Source organism: Gordonia sihwensis NBRC 108236, from assembly GCF_000333035.1.
Lineage (GTDB): Bacteria > Actinomycetota > Actinomycetes > Mycobacteriales > Mycobacteriaceae > Gordonia > Gordonia sihwensis.
This window is the reverse complement of the sequence record NZ_BANU01000025.1, coordinates 12,702-29,077: the sequence shown is the minus strand read 5'-3', so window position 1 is coordinate 29,077 and position 16,376 is coordinate 12,702. Positions and strand designations below refer to the sequence as shown.

At 67.7% G+C, this 16,376-nt stretch carries 16 protein-coding genes and 2 pseudogenes; 7 read left to right on the top strand and 11 right to left on the bottom strand.

Annotation, left to right across the window (positions count from 1 at the left end):
- Positions 1–130 precede the first annotated feature (130 nt).
- Positions 131–769: a TetR/AcrR family transcriptional regulator gene (locus GSI01S_RS14190; protein ID WP_006897282.1), complete on the bottom strand. Its 639-nt coding sequence runs from the start codon at positions 767–769 to the stop codon at positions 131–133.
- 117 nt (positions 770–886) lie between these two features.
- Here GSI01S_RS14190 and GSI01S_RS14185 point away from each other — a divergent pair, with 117 nt between their 5' ends.
- Both GSI01S_RS14185 and GSI01S_RS14180 read left to right on the top strand, forming a co-directional pair.
- Positions 887–2,215, top strand: coding sequence for a flavin-containing monooxygenase (locus tag GSI01S_RS14185; RefSeq protein WP_006897281.1), 1,329 nt, complete (start codon positions 887–889; stop codon positions 2,213–2,215).
- The gene (locus GSI01S_RS14180; protein ID WP_006897280.1) at positions 2,212–3,354 is read left to right on the top strand and encodes a serine hydrolase domain-containing protein; all 1,143 of its coding nucleotides are present in this window, start codon (positions 2,212–2,214) and stop codon (positions 3,352–3,354) included. Before GSI01S_RS14185 ends, GSI01S_RS14180 begins: the two co-directional genes overlap by 4 nt.
- Before the next feature lie 7 nt (positions 3,355–3,361).
- On the opposite strand, the gene GSI01S_RS14175 is transcribed toward GSI01S_RS14180, so the two are convergent.
- Positions 3,362–3,814 (bottom strand): MarR family winged helix-turn-helix transcriptional regulator, encoded by a 453-nt coding sequence (locus tag GSI01S_RS14175; protein WP_006897279.1) that lies wholly within the window; start codon positions 3,812–3,814, stop codon positions 3,362–3,364.
- 97 nt (positions 3,815–3,911) lie between these two features.
- Between GSI01S_RS14175 and GSI01S_RS14170 the strand changes: the two genes are divergently transcribed.
- Positions 3,912–4,295, top strand: coding sequence for a DUF5313 family protein (locus GSI01S_RS14170; RefSeq protein ID WP_006897278.1), 384 nt, complete (start codon positions 3,912–3,914; stop codon positions 4,293–4,295).
- Positions 4,296–4,300: 5 nt separating this feature from the next.
- Here the strand turns inward: GSI01S_RS14170 and GSI01S_RS14165 are convergent, their stop codons facing one another.
- From GSI01S_RS14165 to GSI01S_RS14155, 3 genes are all read right to left on the bottom strand, one after another.
- Positions 4,301–4,903 carry a hypothetical protein gene (locus tag GSI01S_RS14165; protein WP_006897277.1) on the bottom strand — a complete coding sequence of 201 codons (603 nt, stop codon included), beginning with the start codon at positions 4,901–4,903 and terminating at the stop codon, positions 4,301–4,303.
- A gap of 100 nt (positions 4,904–5,003) precedes the next feature.
- Complete coding sequence (locus GSI01S_RS14160; protein WP_006897276.1) at positions 5,004–5,855, bottom strand: SDR family oxidoreductase; 852 nt, start codon at positions 5,853–5,855, stop codon at positions 5,004–5,006.
- 58 nt (positions 5,856–5,913) lie between these two features.
- Positions 5,914–7,461 (bottom strand): MFS transporter, encoded by a 1,548-nt coding sequence (locus GSI01S_RS14155; protein ID WP_006897275.1) that lies wholly within the window; start codon positions 7,459–7,461, stop codon positions 5,914–5,916.
- 118 nt (positions 7,462–7,579) lie between these two features.
- Here GSI01S_RS14155 and GSI01S_RS20170 point away from each other — a divergent pair, with 118 nt between their 5' ends.
- Positions 7,580–7,717, top strand: coding sequence for a hypothetical protein (locus GSI01S_RS20170; protein ID WP_156150444.1), 138 nt, complete (start codon positions 7,580–7,582; stop codon positions 7,715–7,717).
- Between the two features lie 39 nt (positions 7,718–7,756).
- Here the strand turns inward: GSI01S_RS20170 and GSI01S_RS14150 are convergent, their stop codons facing one another.
- The 6 genes and pseudogenes from GSI01S_RS14150 to GSI01S_RS19850 all read right to left on the bottom strand — a co-directional run bounded on the left by GSI01S_RS14150 (position 7,757) and on the right by GSI01S_RS19850 (position 13,739).
- Complete coding sequence (locus GSI01S_RS14150; protein WP_006897274.1) at positions 7,757–8,188, bottom strand: DUF6918 family protein; 432 nt, start codon at positions 8,186–8,188, stop codon at positions 7,757–7,759.
- Positions 8,189–8,202: 14 nt separating this feature from the next.
- Positions 8,203–9,063 (bottom strand): enoyl-CoA hydratase ChsH3, encoded by an 861-nt coding sequence (gene chsH3 / locus GSI01S_RS14145; RefSeq protein ID WP_006897273.1) that lies wholly within the window; start codon positions 9,061–9,063, stop codon positions 8,203–8,205.
- Positions 9,064–9,066: 3 nt separating this feature from the next.
- The gene (gene kstD / locus GSI01S_RS14140) at positions 9,067–10,782 is read right to left on the bottom strand and encodes a 3-oxosteroid 1-dehydrogenase (RefSeq protein ID WP_006897272.1); all 1,716 of its coding nucleotides are present in this window, start codon (positions 10,780–10,782) and stop codon (positions 9,067–9,069) included.
- A gap of 134 nt (positions 10,783–10,916) precedes the next feature.
- Positions 10,917–11,774: a class I SAM-dependent methyltransferase gene (locus GSI01S_RS14135; RefSeq protein ID WP_006897271.1), complete on the bottom strand. Its 858-nt coding sequence runs from the start codon at positions 11,772–11,774 to the stop codon at positions 10,917–10,919.
- Positions 11,775–11,822: 48 nt separating this feature from the next.
- A pseudogene (locus GSI01S_RS14130) lies at positions 11,823–12,619 on the bottom strand (VOC family protein).
- A 110-nt stretch (positions 12,620–12,729) separates the two neighbouring features.
- Positions 12,730–13,739 (bottom strand): annotated as a pseudogene (locus GSI01S_RS19850) (cytochrome c oxidase assembly protein).
- 162 nt (positions 13,740–13,901) lie between these two features.
- On the opposite strand from GSI01S_RS19850, the gene GSI01S_RS14120 reads away from it, so the two are divergent.
- The 3 genes from GSI01S_RS14120 to GSI01S_RS14110 all read left to right on the top strand — a co-directional run bounded on the left by GSI01S_RS14120 (position 13,902) and on the right by GSI01S_RS14110 (position 16,376).
- Positions 13,902–15,089 carry an LCP family protein gene (locus tag GSI01S_RS14120; protein ID WP_233500161.1) on the top strand — a complete coding sequence of 396 codons (1,188 nt, stop codon included), beginning with the start codon at positions 13,902–13,904 and terminating at the stop codon, positions 15,087–15,089.
- 79 nt (positions 15,090–15,168) lie between these two features.
- On the top strand, positions 15,169–15,792 hold the full coding sequence (locus GSI01S_RS14115) for a ClpP family protease (protein WP_006897265.1): 624 nt from the start codon (positions 15,169–15,171) through the stop codon (positions 15,790–15,792).
- A complete protein-coding gene (locus tag GSI01S_RS14110) occupies positions 15,789–16,376 on the top strand; it encodes a ClpP family protease (protein WP_006897264.1) in 588 nt (195 codons plus the stop codon). The genes GSI01S_RS14115 and GSI01S_RS14110 overlap by 4 nt, the downstream gene beginning before the upstream one ends.

The following is a 16,376-nucleotide window of genomic DNA, read 5'->3' as shown; positions in this document are numbered from 1 at the left end:
GAGGTGATGCGCCGGCGAGGCGGATGAGGACACACTGGTGCCGGAGAACCGGCTTCAGGCCCTGTCGACCTCGATCTCGCAATCCACGACGGTGAGGCTACTCGTGTCGGGTGCTCGGCGCATCCGAGATTCAGCGGGTGCCGGGAGGCTGGAGCGCCGGGTACCAGATGTCGGTGAGGACGTCGGCGGCTCGGTCCGGCGCGAACTCTATGGTTCGCTGGACGGTGGAGCGTGTGAAGTACCGCTCCAGTTGGGTCACGAGCAGTTCGATGCGGAAGCGGGCCTCTTCCCGGCGGTCGTCCGGCCACCGCGACAGGTAGTCGGGCATCGCATCGGTCAACGCGGTGATCGACGCGCGGCCCACGCTCCGGAACTCGGGATCGGCGGAGAGGGCCTCGTCCCAGGCCGGGAGGATGTCGCGATTGGCGTCGAACCACTCGAGGGCCCGTTCGATCCACGCGGTGAACGCCGCTCGTGAACCGTCGCGGAGGACGGCGTCCAGGTCGCCGTACACCGACGCTGCGCGCTGCTGCATGGTCTCGGCGCTGATCCTCGCCAGGATGTCAGTCTTGTTGGTGAAGTGCAGGTAGAACGTGGCACGACTGCATCCGACCGCTCGGGTGATGTCGTCGACGGTCACGTCGGCGTAGCCGTTCTCGGTGAACAGACCGCGCGCGGCCTCGAGCAGGGCCAGCCGGGTTCGGCGTTTCTGTTCGTCCCGCAGATTGGGCCGCTGCGCCCCGACCGTGTCCTCCCGCATGAAGACCATGATGCTCGCCGCTCATCTCGATTGACAATGTGACCACTGACTAGACACGTGTCAGTGAGATCCCTACGGTGGGTCTGTGACGGTCGACACGTACGGCCGCTGACGAGAGGACAGAGCATGACACGCGATCGCGTCGCCATCATCGGTGCCGGCTGCTCCGGCTTCACCACGGCCAAGCGACTCAAGGACGAAGGCATCGAGTACGACTGTTTCGAGATGTCGGACGACGTCGGAGGCAACTGGTACTACGACAACCCGAACGGAATGTCGGCCTGCTACCAGTCGCTCCACATCGACACGTCCACCAGCCGGCTGAAGTTCGACGACTACCCGGCGCCGCGCGACTGGCCGCATTTTCCGCACCACACGCTGATGCACCGGTACTTCCGCGACTACGTCGACCACTTCGGGCTGCGCGAGACCATCACGTTCAACACGGCGGTGGAGAAGGCCGACCGTGAACCGGGAGGCGGCTGGACGCTGACCCTGAGCACCGGGGAGCGCCGCGAGTACGGTGCCCTGGTGGTCGCCAACGGTCACCACTGGAATCCGTTCGTCCCGGAGTACCCCGGCAGCTTCGACGGGCAGATCATCCACAGCCACGACTACCGCAGCCCGTTCGCTCCGATCGACATGCACGGTCAGCGCGTGATGGTGGTCGGGATGGGCAACTCGGCGCTCGACATCGCCTCCGAACTCTCCAACCGCTCCGTCGCCGAACACGTCTGGGTCTCGGCGCGGCGTGGCGTATGGGTGCTGTCGAAGTACCGCGGCGGCAAGCCCGCCGACAAGATGATGATGCCGCCGTGGATGCCGAAGAAGCTGGGTCTGGCGATCGCGCGACGGTCGATCAAGAAGTCGATCGGCAGGATGCAGGACTACGGTCTGCCCGAGCCCGATCACGAACCGCTGTCGGCGCACCCCTCGGTGAGCATCGACTTCCTGGCCAAGTCCGGTTCCGGTGACCTGACCTGCGTACCTGCGATCGAGCGTCTCGACGGTGACGCCGTGATCCTGACCGACGGCCGCCGGGTGACGGTCGACGTGATCGTGATGGCGACCGGCTATCGCATGGCGTTCCCGTTCTTCGACGATCCCGCGCTGATGCCCGATGCGCAGCATCGTTTCCCGTTGTTCAAGCGGATCGTTCATCCGGACGTCGACGATCTGTACTACGCCGGCCTGGCGCAGTCGTCTCCCACGATCGTCAATCTGGCCGAGCAGCAGAGCAAACTGATCGCCGATCATCTTCTGGGCCGGTACGTGCTGCCGTCCCGCGCCGAGATGCGGAAGGCGATCGTCGAAGACGAGCGTCGTCACCTGGGGCAGTACTACAACGCGCCGCGCCACACGATTCAGGTCGATTTCGCGCGGTACAAAGTGGATCTGCTGGCCGAACTCGCGGCCGGGCGAGAACGCGCCAAGCGCCCGGTGGCCGCACGATGACGGTCTCGGGAACGTGCGTGTCCGCGTTCGAGCCGGTGCGGGATCTGTTCGCCGCCAAGCTCGAGTCGGGCGAAGAGGTGGGTGCCTGCCTCGCTGTGGTCTCCGGTGACGACATGGTCGTGGATCTCTGGGGCGGCACGGCCGACGTGCCCTCGGGACGTGTGTGGGAACGCGACACCCTCGCGAACACGTATTCGCTGACCAAGACGATGACGGCGCTCGCGGTCCTGCTGCTCGCCGATCGCGGGGAGGTGGATCTCGATGCGCCGGTCGCCCGCTACTGGCCGGAGTTCGGGGCGGCGGGCAAGCAGAACGTCCTGGTCCGGCAGGTGCTGGGACATACGAGCGGCGTCGCAGGCTGGGATGCGAACATCAGCCTGAGCGACATCTACTCGCACGAGGAGGCGGCGGCGCTGCTGGCCGCGCAGGAGCCCTGGTGGACGCCCGGCGCGGGTTCGGGCTACCACGTGCTCACCTTCGGGACCCTGCTCGGGGAGGTGGTCCGGCGTGTCACCGGCTCGAGCCTCGGACGGTTCTTCGCCGAGGAACTCGCCGGTCCGCTCGGCGCCGACTACCGCATCGGAGTGACGGACGAGGCGCCGGAGCGGTTCGCCTCGATGGTCGCTCCGTCATCCGCGGCGGCGGACTACTCGTCGATTCCGCCCGACAGCCTGATCCGCCGAACGCTCCTGAACCCGGCGTTCGCGCCGTCGATCGTCACCGACCCCGATTTCCTCGCGGCCGAGATCGGAGCGGCGAACGGCCAGGGGAACGCCCGGTCGGTGGCTCGGCTCGCGTCGCTCGTCTCCGGAGGCGGTGCCGTCGGCGGGCGAGCGGCGCTGTCGCGCACCACTCTCGAGCGGATCTTCGACGTCCAGGCGGACGGCGTCGACAGAGTCCTCGGTGTACCGGTGCGTTTCGGTCTCGGCTGGGCGCTTCCGGGTGCGGTGATGCCAGGCGTCCCGGAGGGACGGGTCTGCTGGTGGACCGGGTTCGGCGGTTCGGTGGTGGTCGCCGATCTCGACCGCGACCTCGCCGTGGCCTACGTGATGAACAAGATGTCGCCGGAACTCGTCGGCGCTGCGAAGCCCAACGAGTATCTGGCGGCGGTGTACGAGTGCGTCGGTCGCGGTCGGTGATCTCCGGTCACCTGGCTTCGGCGGCCACCGCGGCCGCGTTCACCTTGGTCAGAACGGCGTGGAGTTCGCCGAGCAGTTCCAGGTCTCCGCCCAGGGCGTCGACCACCTGCGGCGGGATGTCGAGTGCCTGCTCGCGCAGTGCCACACCGGCCTCGGTGAGATGGATCTCCACCTTGCGTTCGTCGTCGTCGCTGCGTCGTCGTTCGATGACGCCGTCGGCTTCGAGGCGCTTGAGCAGCGGGGACAGAGTCGCCGAGTCGAGCTGCAGTAACCGGCCGATCTCGTTGACCGGCAGCGGTGCGTGCTGCCACAGCGCCAGCATCACCAGGTACTGGGGGTGGGTGAGGCCGAGCGGTTCCAGCAGCCGTCGATACACCCGGAGCACCGATCGGTTGGCGAGGGCGAGCGCGAAGCAGACCTGCCGTTCCAGCAGGAGGGGATTACCGGGGATGTGGGCCATGACACGAGTCTACGACTATTTCATAGGGCGCTATTGAATCGCGTGATAGATAGTGCAATATTGAGTAGTGCACGATCTAAAGACGGAGGTTTTCAGGATGAGCGGTCGCCCGAATCCGATTCAATGGGTTGTCTACGCCTACGGGGGCACGCTCCCCGAGTCGAAGCGCGAGTGGGTGCGCAACGATCTCACCGGCCGGACCGCGACCCTCCGTCACCTGATCCGTTCGCAGTTCTGCTTTCTGCCGCTCTACCTCGTCATGTTCTTCGCGTTCGGCGGCGAGATGTGGATCCGCGGCCTGATGGTTTTGCTGGCGGTGCTGCTCGCGCTGATCTTCTCCGCGTCGTACATGGATCAGAACCGGGTTCTCCGCATGCGTAAGCACGGGCTCGGCAACTCACCGCTGACCCAGCGACAGCAGGCGCGAGCCGATCGGGAGAAGGAGCGCTACGAGGCCGTCTACGCCGACCGCCGTGGCTGATCCGCTCAGGACGTGGTCAGCACGCCGTTCGCGACGGTGAACCAGCCGTCCGGTGAGGTGCACGTGATCGCGTCGCCGGGCAGCGCGGTGCACGAGAGGTCGCCGAAGGTCAGCCGGTGTCCGGCCGTCAGCGCGGGGGCCGGGGTCGGCCCGCCTTCGGTGATCGTCGGTTCGGTTCCCTGCGCGGTCAACGTGATCGCGTTCGGTGGCCCGTCGAATGCGCCGATGCGGATACTCGGCGCGTCCTCGGGGTAAGGGGCGGCGCAGGTGATGCGCTGCGGCAGGCGGGACCCCGCCGGCTGCAGTACGCATTCGCGAAGGGGATCTCGCGCATAGCTCCATCGGTAGCTTCCCGGTTGCCCGGAAACGGCGTAGGGGGCCGTGTCGACGGTGGTGGCCGACGAGGTGGTCTCGCCGGTGAGCGGGATCGACGTGACGATGACGGTGGAGGTGCGCGCCGGCGGCGGTGCGATGGCCGAGATGCCGCTCAGCGAACTGGTCGGTGCGGACTCGTCGCCCGGTGTGCATGACGACAGCGCCGCTGCCGTCAGGAGTGCCAGTGCGGTGATCGTGAACGCTCGCGCGTCGGCCGTGAAGGTGCACTTCATCCGTGCCCCCTGAAGGTCGGTGCCCCTGCGATGCCCGTCAGATTACCCGCAGGAGCAGGTCGATTCGGACGATCCTCTCCGTCATGTCATCGGCCGGACGTCACTCGCCGTCCGTGAGCGGCTTCTCGTACGCCGACCGCACCGAGGATCCCGTCACCGCGGCGACCTGGTTCGGCACCGTGGCACGCAGGGCGCGGTCGCGCACCGATTGCGGCAGAACGCCGGAGATCGCGACCAGGGCTCCGACGGTCCGCGGCACCCATACCTGGAAGCGCCTGGTCTCGATCGCCGACACCACCGCGGCCGCGACGTCGTCCGGACTCAGCCGCTTCACCGATCCCGAGGAGGTCCCGGCCGCCAACTCGGTGTCGACCACGGTCGGCATCACCGCGGTGATCGCGACGCCGGTGCCGCGCAGTTCCTCCCGTACGCCGGTGAGGTAGCCGAGAACCCCGTGTTTGGTTGCGGCATAAGAGGATTCGCCCGGCGGAGCGAGACGCGACGCCGCTGAAGCCACCGTGACGATGTGGCCGCGTCCGCGGTGCCGCATCTCCGGCGCGGCCAGGCGCACACCGCGGATCACTCCCAGCAGGTTCACCGCCACCATCCGCTCGGCGGCGATCGCGGGTTCGGTGTCGAAGGGGCCGACCCACATCACGCCCGCGTTGTTGACGAGCACGTCGATCGGACCGAGGTCGGCTGCCGCATCGGCCAGGAAGGCGGCGAACGAGTCGTCGTCGGTGACGTCCAGGCGGTAGCCGCGGGCGGTTCCGCCGAGTCTGTCCGCCGCACGGTGAGCCGCGTCGGCGTCGAGGTCGCCGATCGCCACGCGAGCGCCGAGGGCCGTCAACCGGTCGGCGATCGCGAAGCCGATACCCCGCGCGGCGCCGGTGATCGCCACGGTGGTGCCTGCGATCTGAACGGGTCGGTGCCGGCGGAACGAGAAGCGCATGAGTCCAGTCTGCCCCTCGGCGACCGTCGAAGCGAGAGGCCCCGGCGGACGGAGGTGCTCAGTCGTCGAGGCGGGGTTCGGGTGCGAGGACCGCGCGAGGAGCGAACCAGCCGAGGAAGGCCGCGCCCGCGAGCAGGATCGAACCGAGCACCAGACAGGCGGACTGCAGCGGAGGCAGGAACGCCGCATACGCGCCCTCGGTGATCTTCTCGGCGAGCGAAGACGCCTGCGGTGGCAGGTGACCGGCCACCTCCACGGCACCCGCCAGCGAGCCGCGCACCCCGTCGGCGGCGCGTTCGGCGGCGTCCGGGTCGATCGTCGCCAGCTGGTCGTGGACGTCCTGCGCGGTGCCGGTGATGCGTCTGTCGTACCCGGCCGCCAGGATGCTGCCCGCCAGGGCGATACCGATCGCCGCACCGAGTTCGCGGGCGGTGTCGTTGACAGCCGATCCGACGCCTTGGTTCTCCAACGGGGTATTGGACATGATCGCGGTGGTGGACGGGGCCGTCGCCAGCCCGATACCGACAGCGCACACGCCGAGCATCACGCCCAGCTTCCAGTACACGTCGGCGTCGACGATCCCGAGCGCGAGTACGCCGGCCGCGGCGATCGCGATGCCGGTGGCGAGAACCGCACGCAGCGAGTAGCGGACCGCCACGAGGTTCCCGATCATGGCGAAGACGCCGACGCCGACCACCATCGGGAACAGCGCGACCGCCGACTTGAGTGCCGAGTAGCCGAACACCAGCTGCAACTGCAGGAGCAGCAGATAGAAGACGCCGAAGGAGGCGAGGAACTGCAGCGCCACCGACAGGGAACCGGCGGCGAAAGCGCGGTTGCGAAACAGGTTCACGTCGAGCAGAGGCGAGGATCTGCGCAGTTCGATCACGATGAACGCGGCGATCATCGCCGCGCCACCGATCAGGCAGATCAGGATGAGCGGGTTCGTCCATCCCCGATGCGGCGCCTCGAGCAGGCCGTAGACGACGGCGGCGATCGCGGTCATCGACGTCAGCGAGCCGATGTAGTCGAACCGTCCCGGGGCGTCGTCCTTCGAACTGCCGATCGTGACGGTGAGCAGGAGGGTGGCCGCCGACGACGCCGCGAACGTGATGAAGACCGAATGCCATCCGAAGAAGTTGAGCAGAACCCCGGTGACGAAGAAGCCCATTATCGCGCCGGCCCCGGCCACGCCGGCCCAGATGCTGATCGCGAGCGCGCGCTTCTCACGCGGGACACCGGCCGTGATGAGCGACAGTGTGGCCGGCATGATCATCGCGGCGCCGACGCCGGCGACCACGCGGGTGAGGATGAGCTGGGTGGGGGTGTCCACCCAGACCGCGGCCAGTGAGCCGATTCCGAAGACCACCAGACCGATCATCAGAACCGGCTTGCGTCCGATCCGGTCGCCGATCGCACCCGCGGGCAGCAGCAGCGCGGCCAGTACCAAGGTGTAGCCGTCGATGATCCACGTCATCTGCGCGGTGGTGGCGCCGGTGGCGCGGGCGATGTCGGGCAGCGCGGTGTTGAGCGCGGCCATCGCCGCCACCACCAGGCTCACCGCGAGACAGGCGACGAGGATCAGCCACGCCGTCGCGAAGGTCATCGAATCGTTGCTGGTTCTTTGCCCGACACGCACAGTCTGTTCATCGCCTTCTTTTGTAACTTGTGACACATTGGTCACACGGACAACAGATCACGATCTCGAGGGAGAGTTGATCACCATGGCTTCCAACCAGCTGACGTCCGGCGTCACCGAGATCCGGCAGGGCCGAATCCACATCTGGCGTCTGCTCGCGATGGTCGCGGTTCTCGCCGCGATCCTCACCGTCCTGCTCCTGATAGTCGCAAGCGCGGCTTGATCGTCTTCACGATCAAGCCGCGCTCGCGTCGTCACTGAACTAGCCCGCGTACTTCTCGACGACCGCGCCCACCGGGTCCAGAGCGTCGATGACGTGGCCCTTGGCCTTGCCGCGGACGCTCTTGTACGCCTTCGCGAGGACCGACGGGGCGCTCTGCGCCTGTCCGTCGGTGACGGCGAGCAGCGCCTCGGCGGCCTGGTCGCCGTTGGCTGCCAGGTGAGCGCCGAAGGGCGTGCCCGCGGGCCTCGAATCCCACAGCGGCGAGAGCGCGGTCATGAAGTCGGGCAGCATCTTGTTCGTCGCCACCTGGACCACGCCCGGCTTGAACTTCTGAGCCGCGGAGTACGCGGTCTTGATCGCCGCGCCCGACAGGCCGGACTGCTTCTTCACCTCCGCGTCGATGACGTCGGCGAAGTCGGAAGCCATGGCTTCGCGGTTGGCGTCGAGCAGGGGCAGGAGCGAGGCGGTCATGCAGAGCCTTTCGGTCAGGATTCGAGGAACACGACGTTGCTCAGGGCCGGTGCGTCGTCGCGGTCGACGACGGTGGTGGCCACGAGCAGTCGGTCGCCATCTTCCCAGGCGCGGACTCGGAGCGTCTCGCCGGGGAACACAACTCCGGCGAAGCTCACACCGTAATCGGCCACGGCCGAGACGTCGCCGCCGAAGACCTCGTCGACCACGGCCCGGCAGACGCTGCCGTACGTGCACAGCCCGTGCAGGATCGGCCGCGGGAAGCCGGCCTCGGACGCGAATTCCGGATCGCTGTGCAGGGGGTTTCGATCACCGCACAGTCGGTAGAGGAGCGCCTGGTTCGGCTGGGTCGGCACCAGGATCTCGCGGTCGGCGGCGCGGTCGGGGAGATCCACCCGGGTCGACGAGCCGCGCTCGCCGCCGAATCCGCCCTCGCCCTTGGCGAAGATCGACGATCGTGCCGTCCAGAGCGGCTCGCCGTTCTCGTCGCGAGTGACCGATTCCTGGATGACGACCGCGGCCGAGCCCTTGTCCTGCACCTCGGCGATGCGCGTGCGGGTGGTCGCGGTGCCGGTCGCGGGCAGCGGCCGGTGCACCCGCACCTGCTGGGCGCCATGAACCACCTTCGACAGGTCGATGTCCACTCCGGGGAACGACACCTTCGGTGCCTCGGTGGCGTTGAACGTCGCCGCGACGGTGGCGAACGACGGCAGTACCTTCGGCTCCGAGTCGTGGACGTACTGCAGACCCGCGGTGTCCAACGGGTCGTGGGCCCCGCCCACGGCGAGGTTGTAGAGCGCCACTTCGCGCGGCGTCCACGAGAACGTCACTTCACCGAGGTCGGCGCCGGCGGCGACTGAGGGATCGATGGGCATGAATCAGGCTCCTGCGTGCGAGACGGTGGCGTTCTTGGCCTTCTCGACGGCGTCGAGCGCGGCGAGATATCCGAACACCATGGCCGGGCCGATCGTGGCGCCGGGACCGGCGTAGGTATGGCCCATCACCGGCGCGCTGGTGTTGCCCGCGGCGTAGAGGCCTTCGATCACGCTGCCGTCGGCTCGCAGTGCGCGTCCCGCGGTGTCGGTGTTGACGCCGCCCTTGGTGCCCAGATCGCCCGGAACCATCTTCACGGCGTAGAAGGGCGCCTTGTCGACGACGCCGAGGCTCGGGTTGGGCTTGTTGGTGATGTCGCCGTAGTAGTGGTCGTAGGCGCTGTCGCCGCGGTGGAAGTCCTCGTCCTTGCCGCTGCGGGCGAATCCGTTGAAGCGCTCGGTGGTGGCCTGCAGCTTGTCCGCGGGCAGGCCGGTCTTCTCGGCGAGCTCGGCGATGGTCGTGGCCTTCACGACGACGCCCGACTTGAGCCAGCTCTTCGGCAGCGGCTGTCGTGCGGTGACGCCTGCGAACAGGTATCGGTTGCGGCAGCGCTGATCGAAGATGAGCCAGCCGGGCACGTTCTCGCCTGGGCCGTCGCCCTGGCCGAACTGGCCGCCGTACATCTGGTGGACGGCCTCGACGTAGGGGAGCGATTCGTTCATGAAGCGCTCGCCCCGGGTGTTCACGATGAAGGTGCCCGGCACCGAGCGTTCCGAGAGCGCGAACCACGGACCCTTGGGCAGCGGAATGGTGGGTCCCCACCAGGCGTCGTCCATCAGGGAGACGTCGGCGCCGACCGCGAGCGCGGCGTTGATGCCGTCGCCGGTGTTGGTCGGTGCACCGGTGGTCCACTCGCTGCCGATCGGCGCGCGCTGGTACTTCGCGCGCATCTCGGCGTTGTGCTCGAAGCCGCCGCTGCCGAGGATCACACCGTAACGGGCACGCAGTTCGGTGGCGGCGCCGTCACCCGTCCCTACCTTGACTCCGACCACGGCGCCGTTGTCGGTCACCAGATCGGTCAACGGAGTGTTGAGCCGGATGTCGACGCCCGCCTGCCGGCAACCGAGCAGCAGCTCCGCGGCCAGGGCGGCTCCCATGGCGATCATCTTCTTGCCGCGGCTGCGGGCCCAGAAGAAGCGTGCACCGACCTTCGCCATTCGGACGGGGCCGCGCCAGTGCCGGAATCCGGTGTTGAGCCAGCGGTAATCGGACTGCAGGACGACCATGTTCAGCGGTGCCTTGGTGTACTGGGGATGCAGCGTCGCGAGATCGTCGCCGAGGCGTCGGGCGTCGAACGGCTTGGGCTCCACCGAACGTCCCATCGCACGACCGCCGGGGGCCTCGGGGTAGTAGTCCGAGTATCCCTTGACCCACTCGAGTTCCAGTGGTGCATGGGCGATCAGATAGTCGAGAGCCTCCGGTCCGCGGTCGATGTAGGTGTCGATCCGCTCGGCGGGAGCGTGCTCGCCGATGATGGCGTGGGCGTACTTGCGTGCTTCCTCGGGGGTGTCCTCGACGCCGTCTCGGCGCAGGATCGAGTTGTTCGGAATCCAGACGCCACCACCGGACCGCGACGTGGATCCGCCCCAGTACGGCGACTTCTCGATGAGGACGGTCTTGAGGCCTTTGCTGGCCGCGGTCAGCGCGGCCGCGAGACCGGCGCCGCCGGCACCGACCACGATGACGTCGAACGTCTCCGGCTCGCCGGCTTCGGTGTTCATGGCTTCGGTGGTCATTTCCTGCCCTTCGTCTGCATGCTGCGCTCATCGCGCCAAAGTAGAACGTGTTGCAGAACAGCCTAAACTAGAACACGTTCGCACTGAAAGGGCGGCTCGAGACTGACGGTGGCCGTGACTCAGGCGGCGGCCGTCACCAGCCAGCAGTGATTCGGGTGCTTCACCGCACCGTCGACGAGGTTGGCGCGCAGATCGGCCCGGACGCGGTCGAGGAGTTCGGCCCAGCCCGCCTCGCCGAGCGTGCCGCGGACTCGGTCGGAGACGAGTTGTCCGCTGCTGGTGGCGAGGATGACGGCGAGACGTTCTTCGACCCCGTCCGTGCGACCGCCCGCGCCGTCGGGAGTCGAGTAGTCGCTCTCGAATGTGAAGGGGTCGATGGAGATCTCCGACCAACCGGAACCGTCGAGAATCGATCGGAGGTAGTCGCGGTCGGCGAAGGCCAGCGGGCCCGGTGTGCCCGGCGCCGGACGTTCCGGCGGCTCGTCGAGCGCGGAGACGAGTGTCTTGGTGCCGAGACTGAAGATCCGGTTGCTTGAGCCCTCCTGCCAGCAGATGAACGCGAGTCGACCGTCCGGCACCGCCGCTCGGCGGATGTTCTCGAACGCTTCGACCGGACGGTCGAAGAACATCACGCCGAATCGCGACACGATGCGGTCGAAGCCGCGGTCGCCGATGAGCCCGCGCAGATCCGCGGTCTGCGCGTCGGCGACCACAGCCCGTGCGCCGGGAACCCGACGGTTCGCTGCGTCGACCATCGCGGGCGAGATGTCGACGCCGACGGCATCCGTGCCTGCGGCGACCGCCGCCTCCAGGAGCGTGCCTCCGCCGCATCCCACATCGAGGACGGAGCCGGTCAGGTCGGCGGCTTCCACGAGCGCTCGGGTGGCCGGAGCGAAGATCGCATCGAAGATCGCGTCCTGTTCAGCCCACGCCGCCCCGTGCTGAGTCCAGTCGGGTCGCAGAGAGTCCTTCGCCATGTCTGGGACGCTATCGGCGGCGACACTCGGTCCGCAACGGATCGTGAGTCACATCCCGGGGGGCGGGGTCGCGACGCAGATGGCTGCGCCCATCGGGTCCTTGAACGAGGCGAGGACGCCGTACGGCGTGTCATCGGCGGGCATCAGGATCTCGCCGCCCAGCCTCCCGACAGCGGCGAGCGTGGCGGGGACGTCGTCGACGGTGATGTACACCTGCCAGAACGACGGGTGCCCGTCGCCGAGCATCCCGGCCGCGTCCATGATCCCGGCGGTGCCTTCGCGGCCGTCGCCGCCGGTCACCATCACCTGCGCGTAGCGACCCGGCCCGTCTGAGCCGCCGCCGATCTCCTCCAGTTCCAGTCGAATACCCGCGGGTAGAACGCCGATGACGCGGCGTAGTCCATCGACATCTCGTCGAACCAGTACGGTGTGCCGGGCTCGCCGCGTCGCACGAAGCCGGGGTGCGTGCCGGGCTGCCAGACGCCGAACGCGCCGCCCGCCGGATCGAGATACACGGCCATGGTTCCCATGTCGCCGACCGGCATCGGCGGCACGACCACGCTGCCGCCCGCCGCGGTCACCGAGTCGGTGGTGGCACCGGCGTCGTCGCTGCGGAAGTACACCGACCAGACGTTCGTGGGCCCGTTGTCGGAGCCGGTCATGGGCATCAGGCCGGCGACGCGCGACCCGCCGGCGGTGAAGTTGCGGTAGCCGCCGAAATCGGGGGACGGCTCCTCGATCGACCAGCCGAACAGCGTGCCGTAGAAGTCGGAGGCGCGGTCGACGTCGCTGGTCATCAAGTCGAACCAGATCGGGGCGCCGGGCGCGGCGGAATAGGAGGGCATGACGGTCTCGCTTTCGTTCGCGGTGGCTGTCGCTGAAATGGACGTCACCTTCGATCGTTGTCGATCAGCGCCTCGGTGTCCACCGCAGGTAGGCGGTTCTCGCGAGCGGTTCAGCGCCTGCGGAACCGCTCGCTGAGTTCGGGGTCGTCGAGGAACCACGGGCGGTCGGTGGCGACGGCGGATGCCGGCGGTCCCCAATTTCGTTGCATCGCCTGCTGAGCGACCGCGCCGAGCACGCCGCCCTGCCACAGGATCACGCCGAGGACGCCGTCGCCGAGGGTCTCCCCGGCGGCGATCAGCAACGTCAGCAACGACAGTCCTGCGTGCCGATGCCGCGGCACCGGGTCCACCTGGAGTCGCGCATAGAAGTAGATCGAGCCGGCCAGGACCAGAAAAGTCTGCGTCGCGCGGTCCACCGCGGGAATGTCGAGGGTGGCGGCGTACCACGGGTCAAGAACAGCAGCCAGGGCGTCACGAGCATCAGTGCCGACGTCGCGAGCGGCGATAGGAGGACGCGAACGATGCGGGTGCGGCCGATCCGCATCAGAGTCCTGCCGGCTCGACGATGAGATGCGATCACCGTCACCGGTCGCCCCGCCGCGAGCAGGAAACCTGTGACGACAGTGAGCAGAACGAATGTGAGAGAGCGGACCCAGAACAGCACCTCGCCGTAGACGGCGGTGAAGCTGTTAGTCGCGAGCCACCAGATCGCGCACCCGGTCACGAAGGCGATCCGGGTGCCGATACCCACTCGAGTGCCGCGCGCGAGTAATAGATACGCGACGGCGCAGACACAGGCCGGCAGGGTCGACAGCGCGTCGACGTTCCAGGTGGTCAGTGCCGAGGAGACGGTCAGCTCACTCACGGGCACCCGCCTATCGTCGCAGGTGCCAACTGATCCGTCTAATGCCTGTGCCAGGGAATATTTGAGTGCTTCGCGCGCCCGGATGTCGAAATAAGGAAACCCCAAGGTTCCGTGCGGACACTGGGGTGTCGCGCCATGGATCCGCCAGGTGCGATCTGGTGAAGGGAAATAGTCGTGCGGCGCGTACCACGAGACCCGGCGGGGCGGCCCACCGCCGGCGACGTCGTCCGGCAACGGATCGCTGCGGGGCAACATGTGCAGCAGTGGCACGTCACCGAGTCGCGACGGAGTCGTCCCCGCTCGATGACTTCGTCCGCGCCGGACCTGTCGAGCTCCCGTACGCGCAGAGTCACTGCGAAGCCTCGCGGCGGTCGGTCCACGAGCCTTCTGTGGCTCGCCCGCACGGGTGTCGCAGTGGTGTCGTGTGGAGCAGTCGCGATCTCGGGATTGGTGTGGGCCGAGACCCATCACCTCGTCGACGGCTTCACCATGTCGAACGCGCTCGGGGCCGATGCGCCGCATTCTTCCGGCGGCGGCGAGAACATTCTGCTGATGGGATTGGACACCCGAAAGGATCTGAACGGACAGGACCTGCCCGACGGCATCCTCAAGCAACTGCACGCGGGCGACAGCAGCAACGGCGGCTACAACACGAACACGATGATCCTGGTCCACATCCCCGCGGACAGGAAGAACATCGTCGCGTTCTCGATCCCGCGAGACGACCTGGTCCGAATGGACGACGTCGACGTGCCGGAGGCGAAGATCAAAGAGGCGTACGGCCGGAAGAAGGCCATTACGGAGGACGAACTCCAGAAGGAGGGCGTGACCGACCCGCAGGAACTCGAGACGCGTGGCCGCGAGGCCGGTCGCGCCGAGACGATCAAGACCGTTCGGAACCTGACCGGGGTGCCCATCGACAGGTTCGCCGAGGTCAGCCTGTTCGGTTTCTACGATGTCGCCAAAGCACTGGGCGGCGTCAAGGTCTGCCTGAATCACGCCGTGTCCGACAGCTATTCGGGCGCGAAGTTCAAGGCGGGCGAGCAGACGCTCGACGGCAAGCAGTCGCTCGCGTTCGTCCGGCAGCGTCACGGACTCGACAACGGCGACCTCGATCGGACGCACCGGCAGCAGGCGTTCATGTTGTCGGTCCTCAACCAGCTCCGCGACGCAGGAACCTTCACAAGCATCGACAAGGTGAACGCACTCGTCGACGTCGCCCAGCGAAATGTGGTCCTCTCCGACGGCTGGAACCTCGTCGACTGGATTCAGCAGATGGGGTCGGTCTCCGACCAGCGCATCACGTTCACGACACTTCCCGTGGTCCGCTACGACACGTTCGACGGGCAGGACGTGAACATCGTCGACCCGGCCGTTATCCGGTCTCGGGTGCAGAAGGCGTTCGGCGTGAAGCCGACGCCCGCGCCCATCACGTCGAGTGTGGAGCCGTCGTCGACGGACCAGAGTTCACCCGATCAAAGTTCCCCGGATCGGTCCGAGACCGGTGCGAGTACCGATCCCGCGACGGCCACGGTCTCTGACGCCCCACCGCCGGATTCCGGGACCTCGTTGTCGAGCAGCAGTGGCGTCCCCTGCGTGAACTGAGGTCAGTCTCTGCTGACGGCAGATCGGCTGCAGGCAGATCCGCGAGCACCGGCGATCGGCGGTGACGCACGCTGGTGCCATGACGAAACCCGATGAATCCCAACACTTCACCCGCGACGATCGCCAAGACCTGTATCGGCGGCGGGTCGTGGTACTCGACGGCCAGTTGGACGACGACAACGGCACCCTTCTCGCGACGCAGATGCTCTCCCTGGCCGCGGCCGACGACAGCGCCGACATCTCGCTCTGGATCCACTCACCCGGCGGGTCGGTTCCGGCGATGCTCGCGATCCGGGACGTGATGAACGTGGTGCCGTGCGATGTCTCGACCCTGGCTCTCGGAATCGCCTGCAGCGCGGGACAGTTCCTGTTGTCGGCGGGGGCCCGGGGCAAACGCCGGGCCATGCCGCACGCTCGCATCCTCATGCACCAGGGGTCGGCGGGTATCGGCGGAACCGCTGCCGATGTGGAGTTGCAGGCCGACGACCTGCGGTACACGCGGGACACGGTCCTGGGCCTGATCGCCGAGGACACCGGCCGCCCGCTGGAACAGATCTTCGAGGACTCGATCCGCGATCGGTGGTTCAGTGCGGAGCAGGCACGCGACTACGGTTTCGTCGACGAGGTGGTCGGGAACTTTACGGACGTGGTCCCGCACGCCGATCGGACCGGTTTCGGCCTCACGGGGAAGGCTGCGCGATGAGCTCCTACCCGATCCCGAACGTCGTCGAGCGGACGCCCGCCGGCGAACGGTTCACCGACGTCTACTCGCATCTGCTCGCGAGCCGGATCGTCTATCTCGGCACTCCGATCGACGCGGGCGTCGCGAACGCCCTCGTCGCGCAGTTGATCTACCTCGAAGCCGACAACCCCGACCGGGATATCGAGCTGTACATCAACTGCGAAGGCGGCGACCCGGCGGCGATGCTCGCGATCTACGACACCATGCAGTACATCCGGCCGCCGGTGGCCACGACGTGCGTGGGGCAGGCGGTGTCGGTGGGAGCGGTGCTCCTCGCGGCCGGGGCGCCGGGCAAGCGGTCCGCGACGCCGCATTCGAGGCTGGTGCTGCATCAGCCTGCGGCGGAGGGACGCGGCACGATCCCCGACTTGATCATCCAGGCCGACGAACTGGTGCGCGTGCGATCGCAGATGGAGCGAATCCTGGCGCGCCATACCGGGCACGACGAGGCGGAACTGCGCGCCGACACCGATCACACGCGGGTGTTCACCGCCGCCGACGCCGTCGGCTACGGGTTGATCGATCAAGTGGTCGACGAGCGGTGA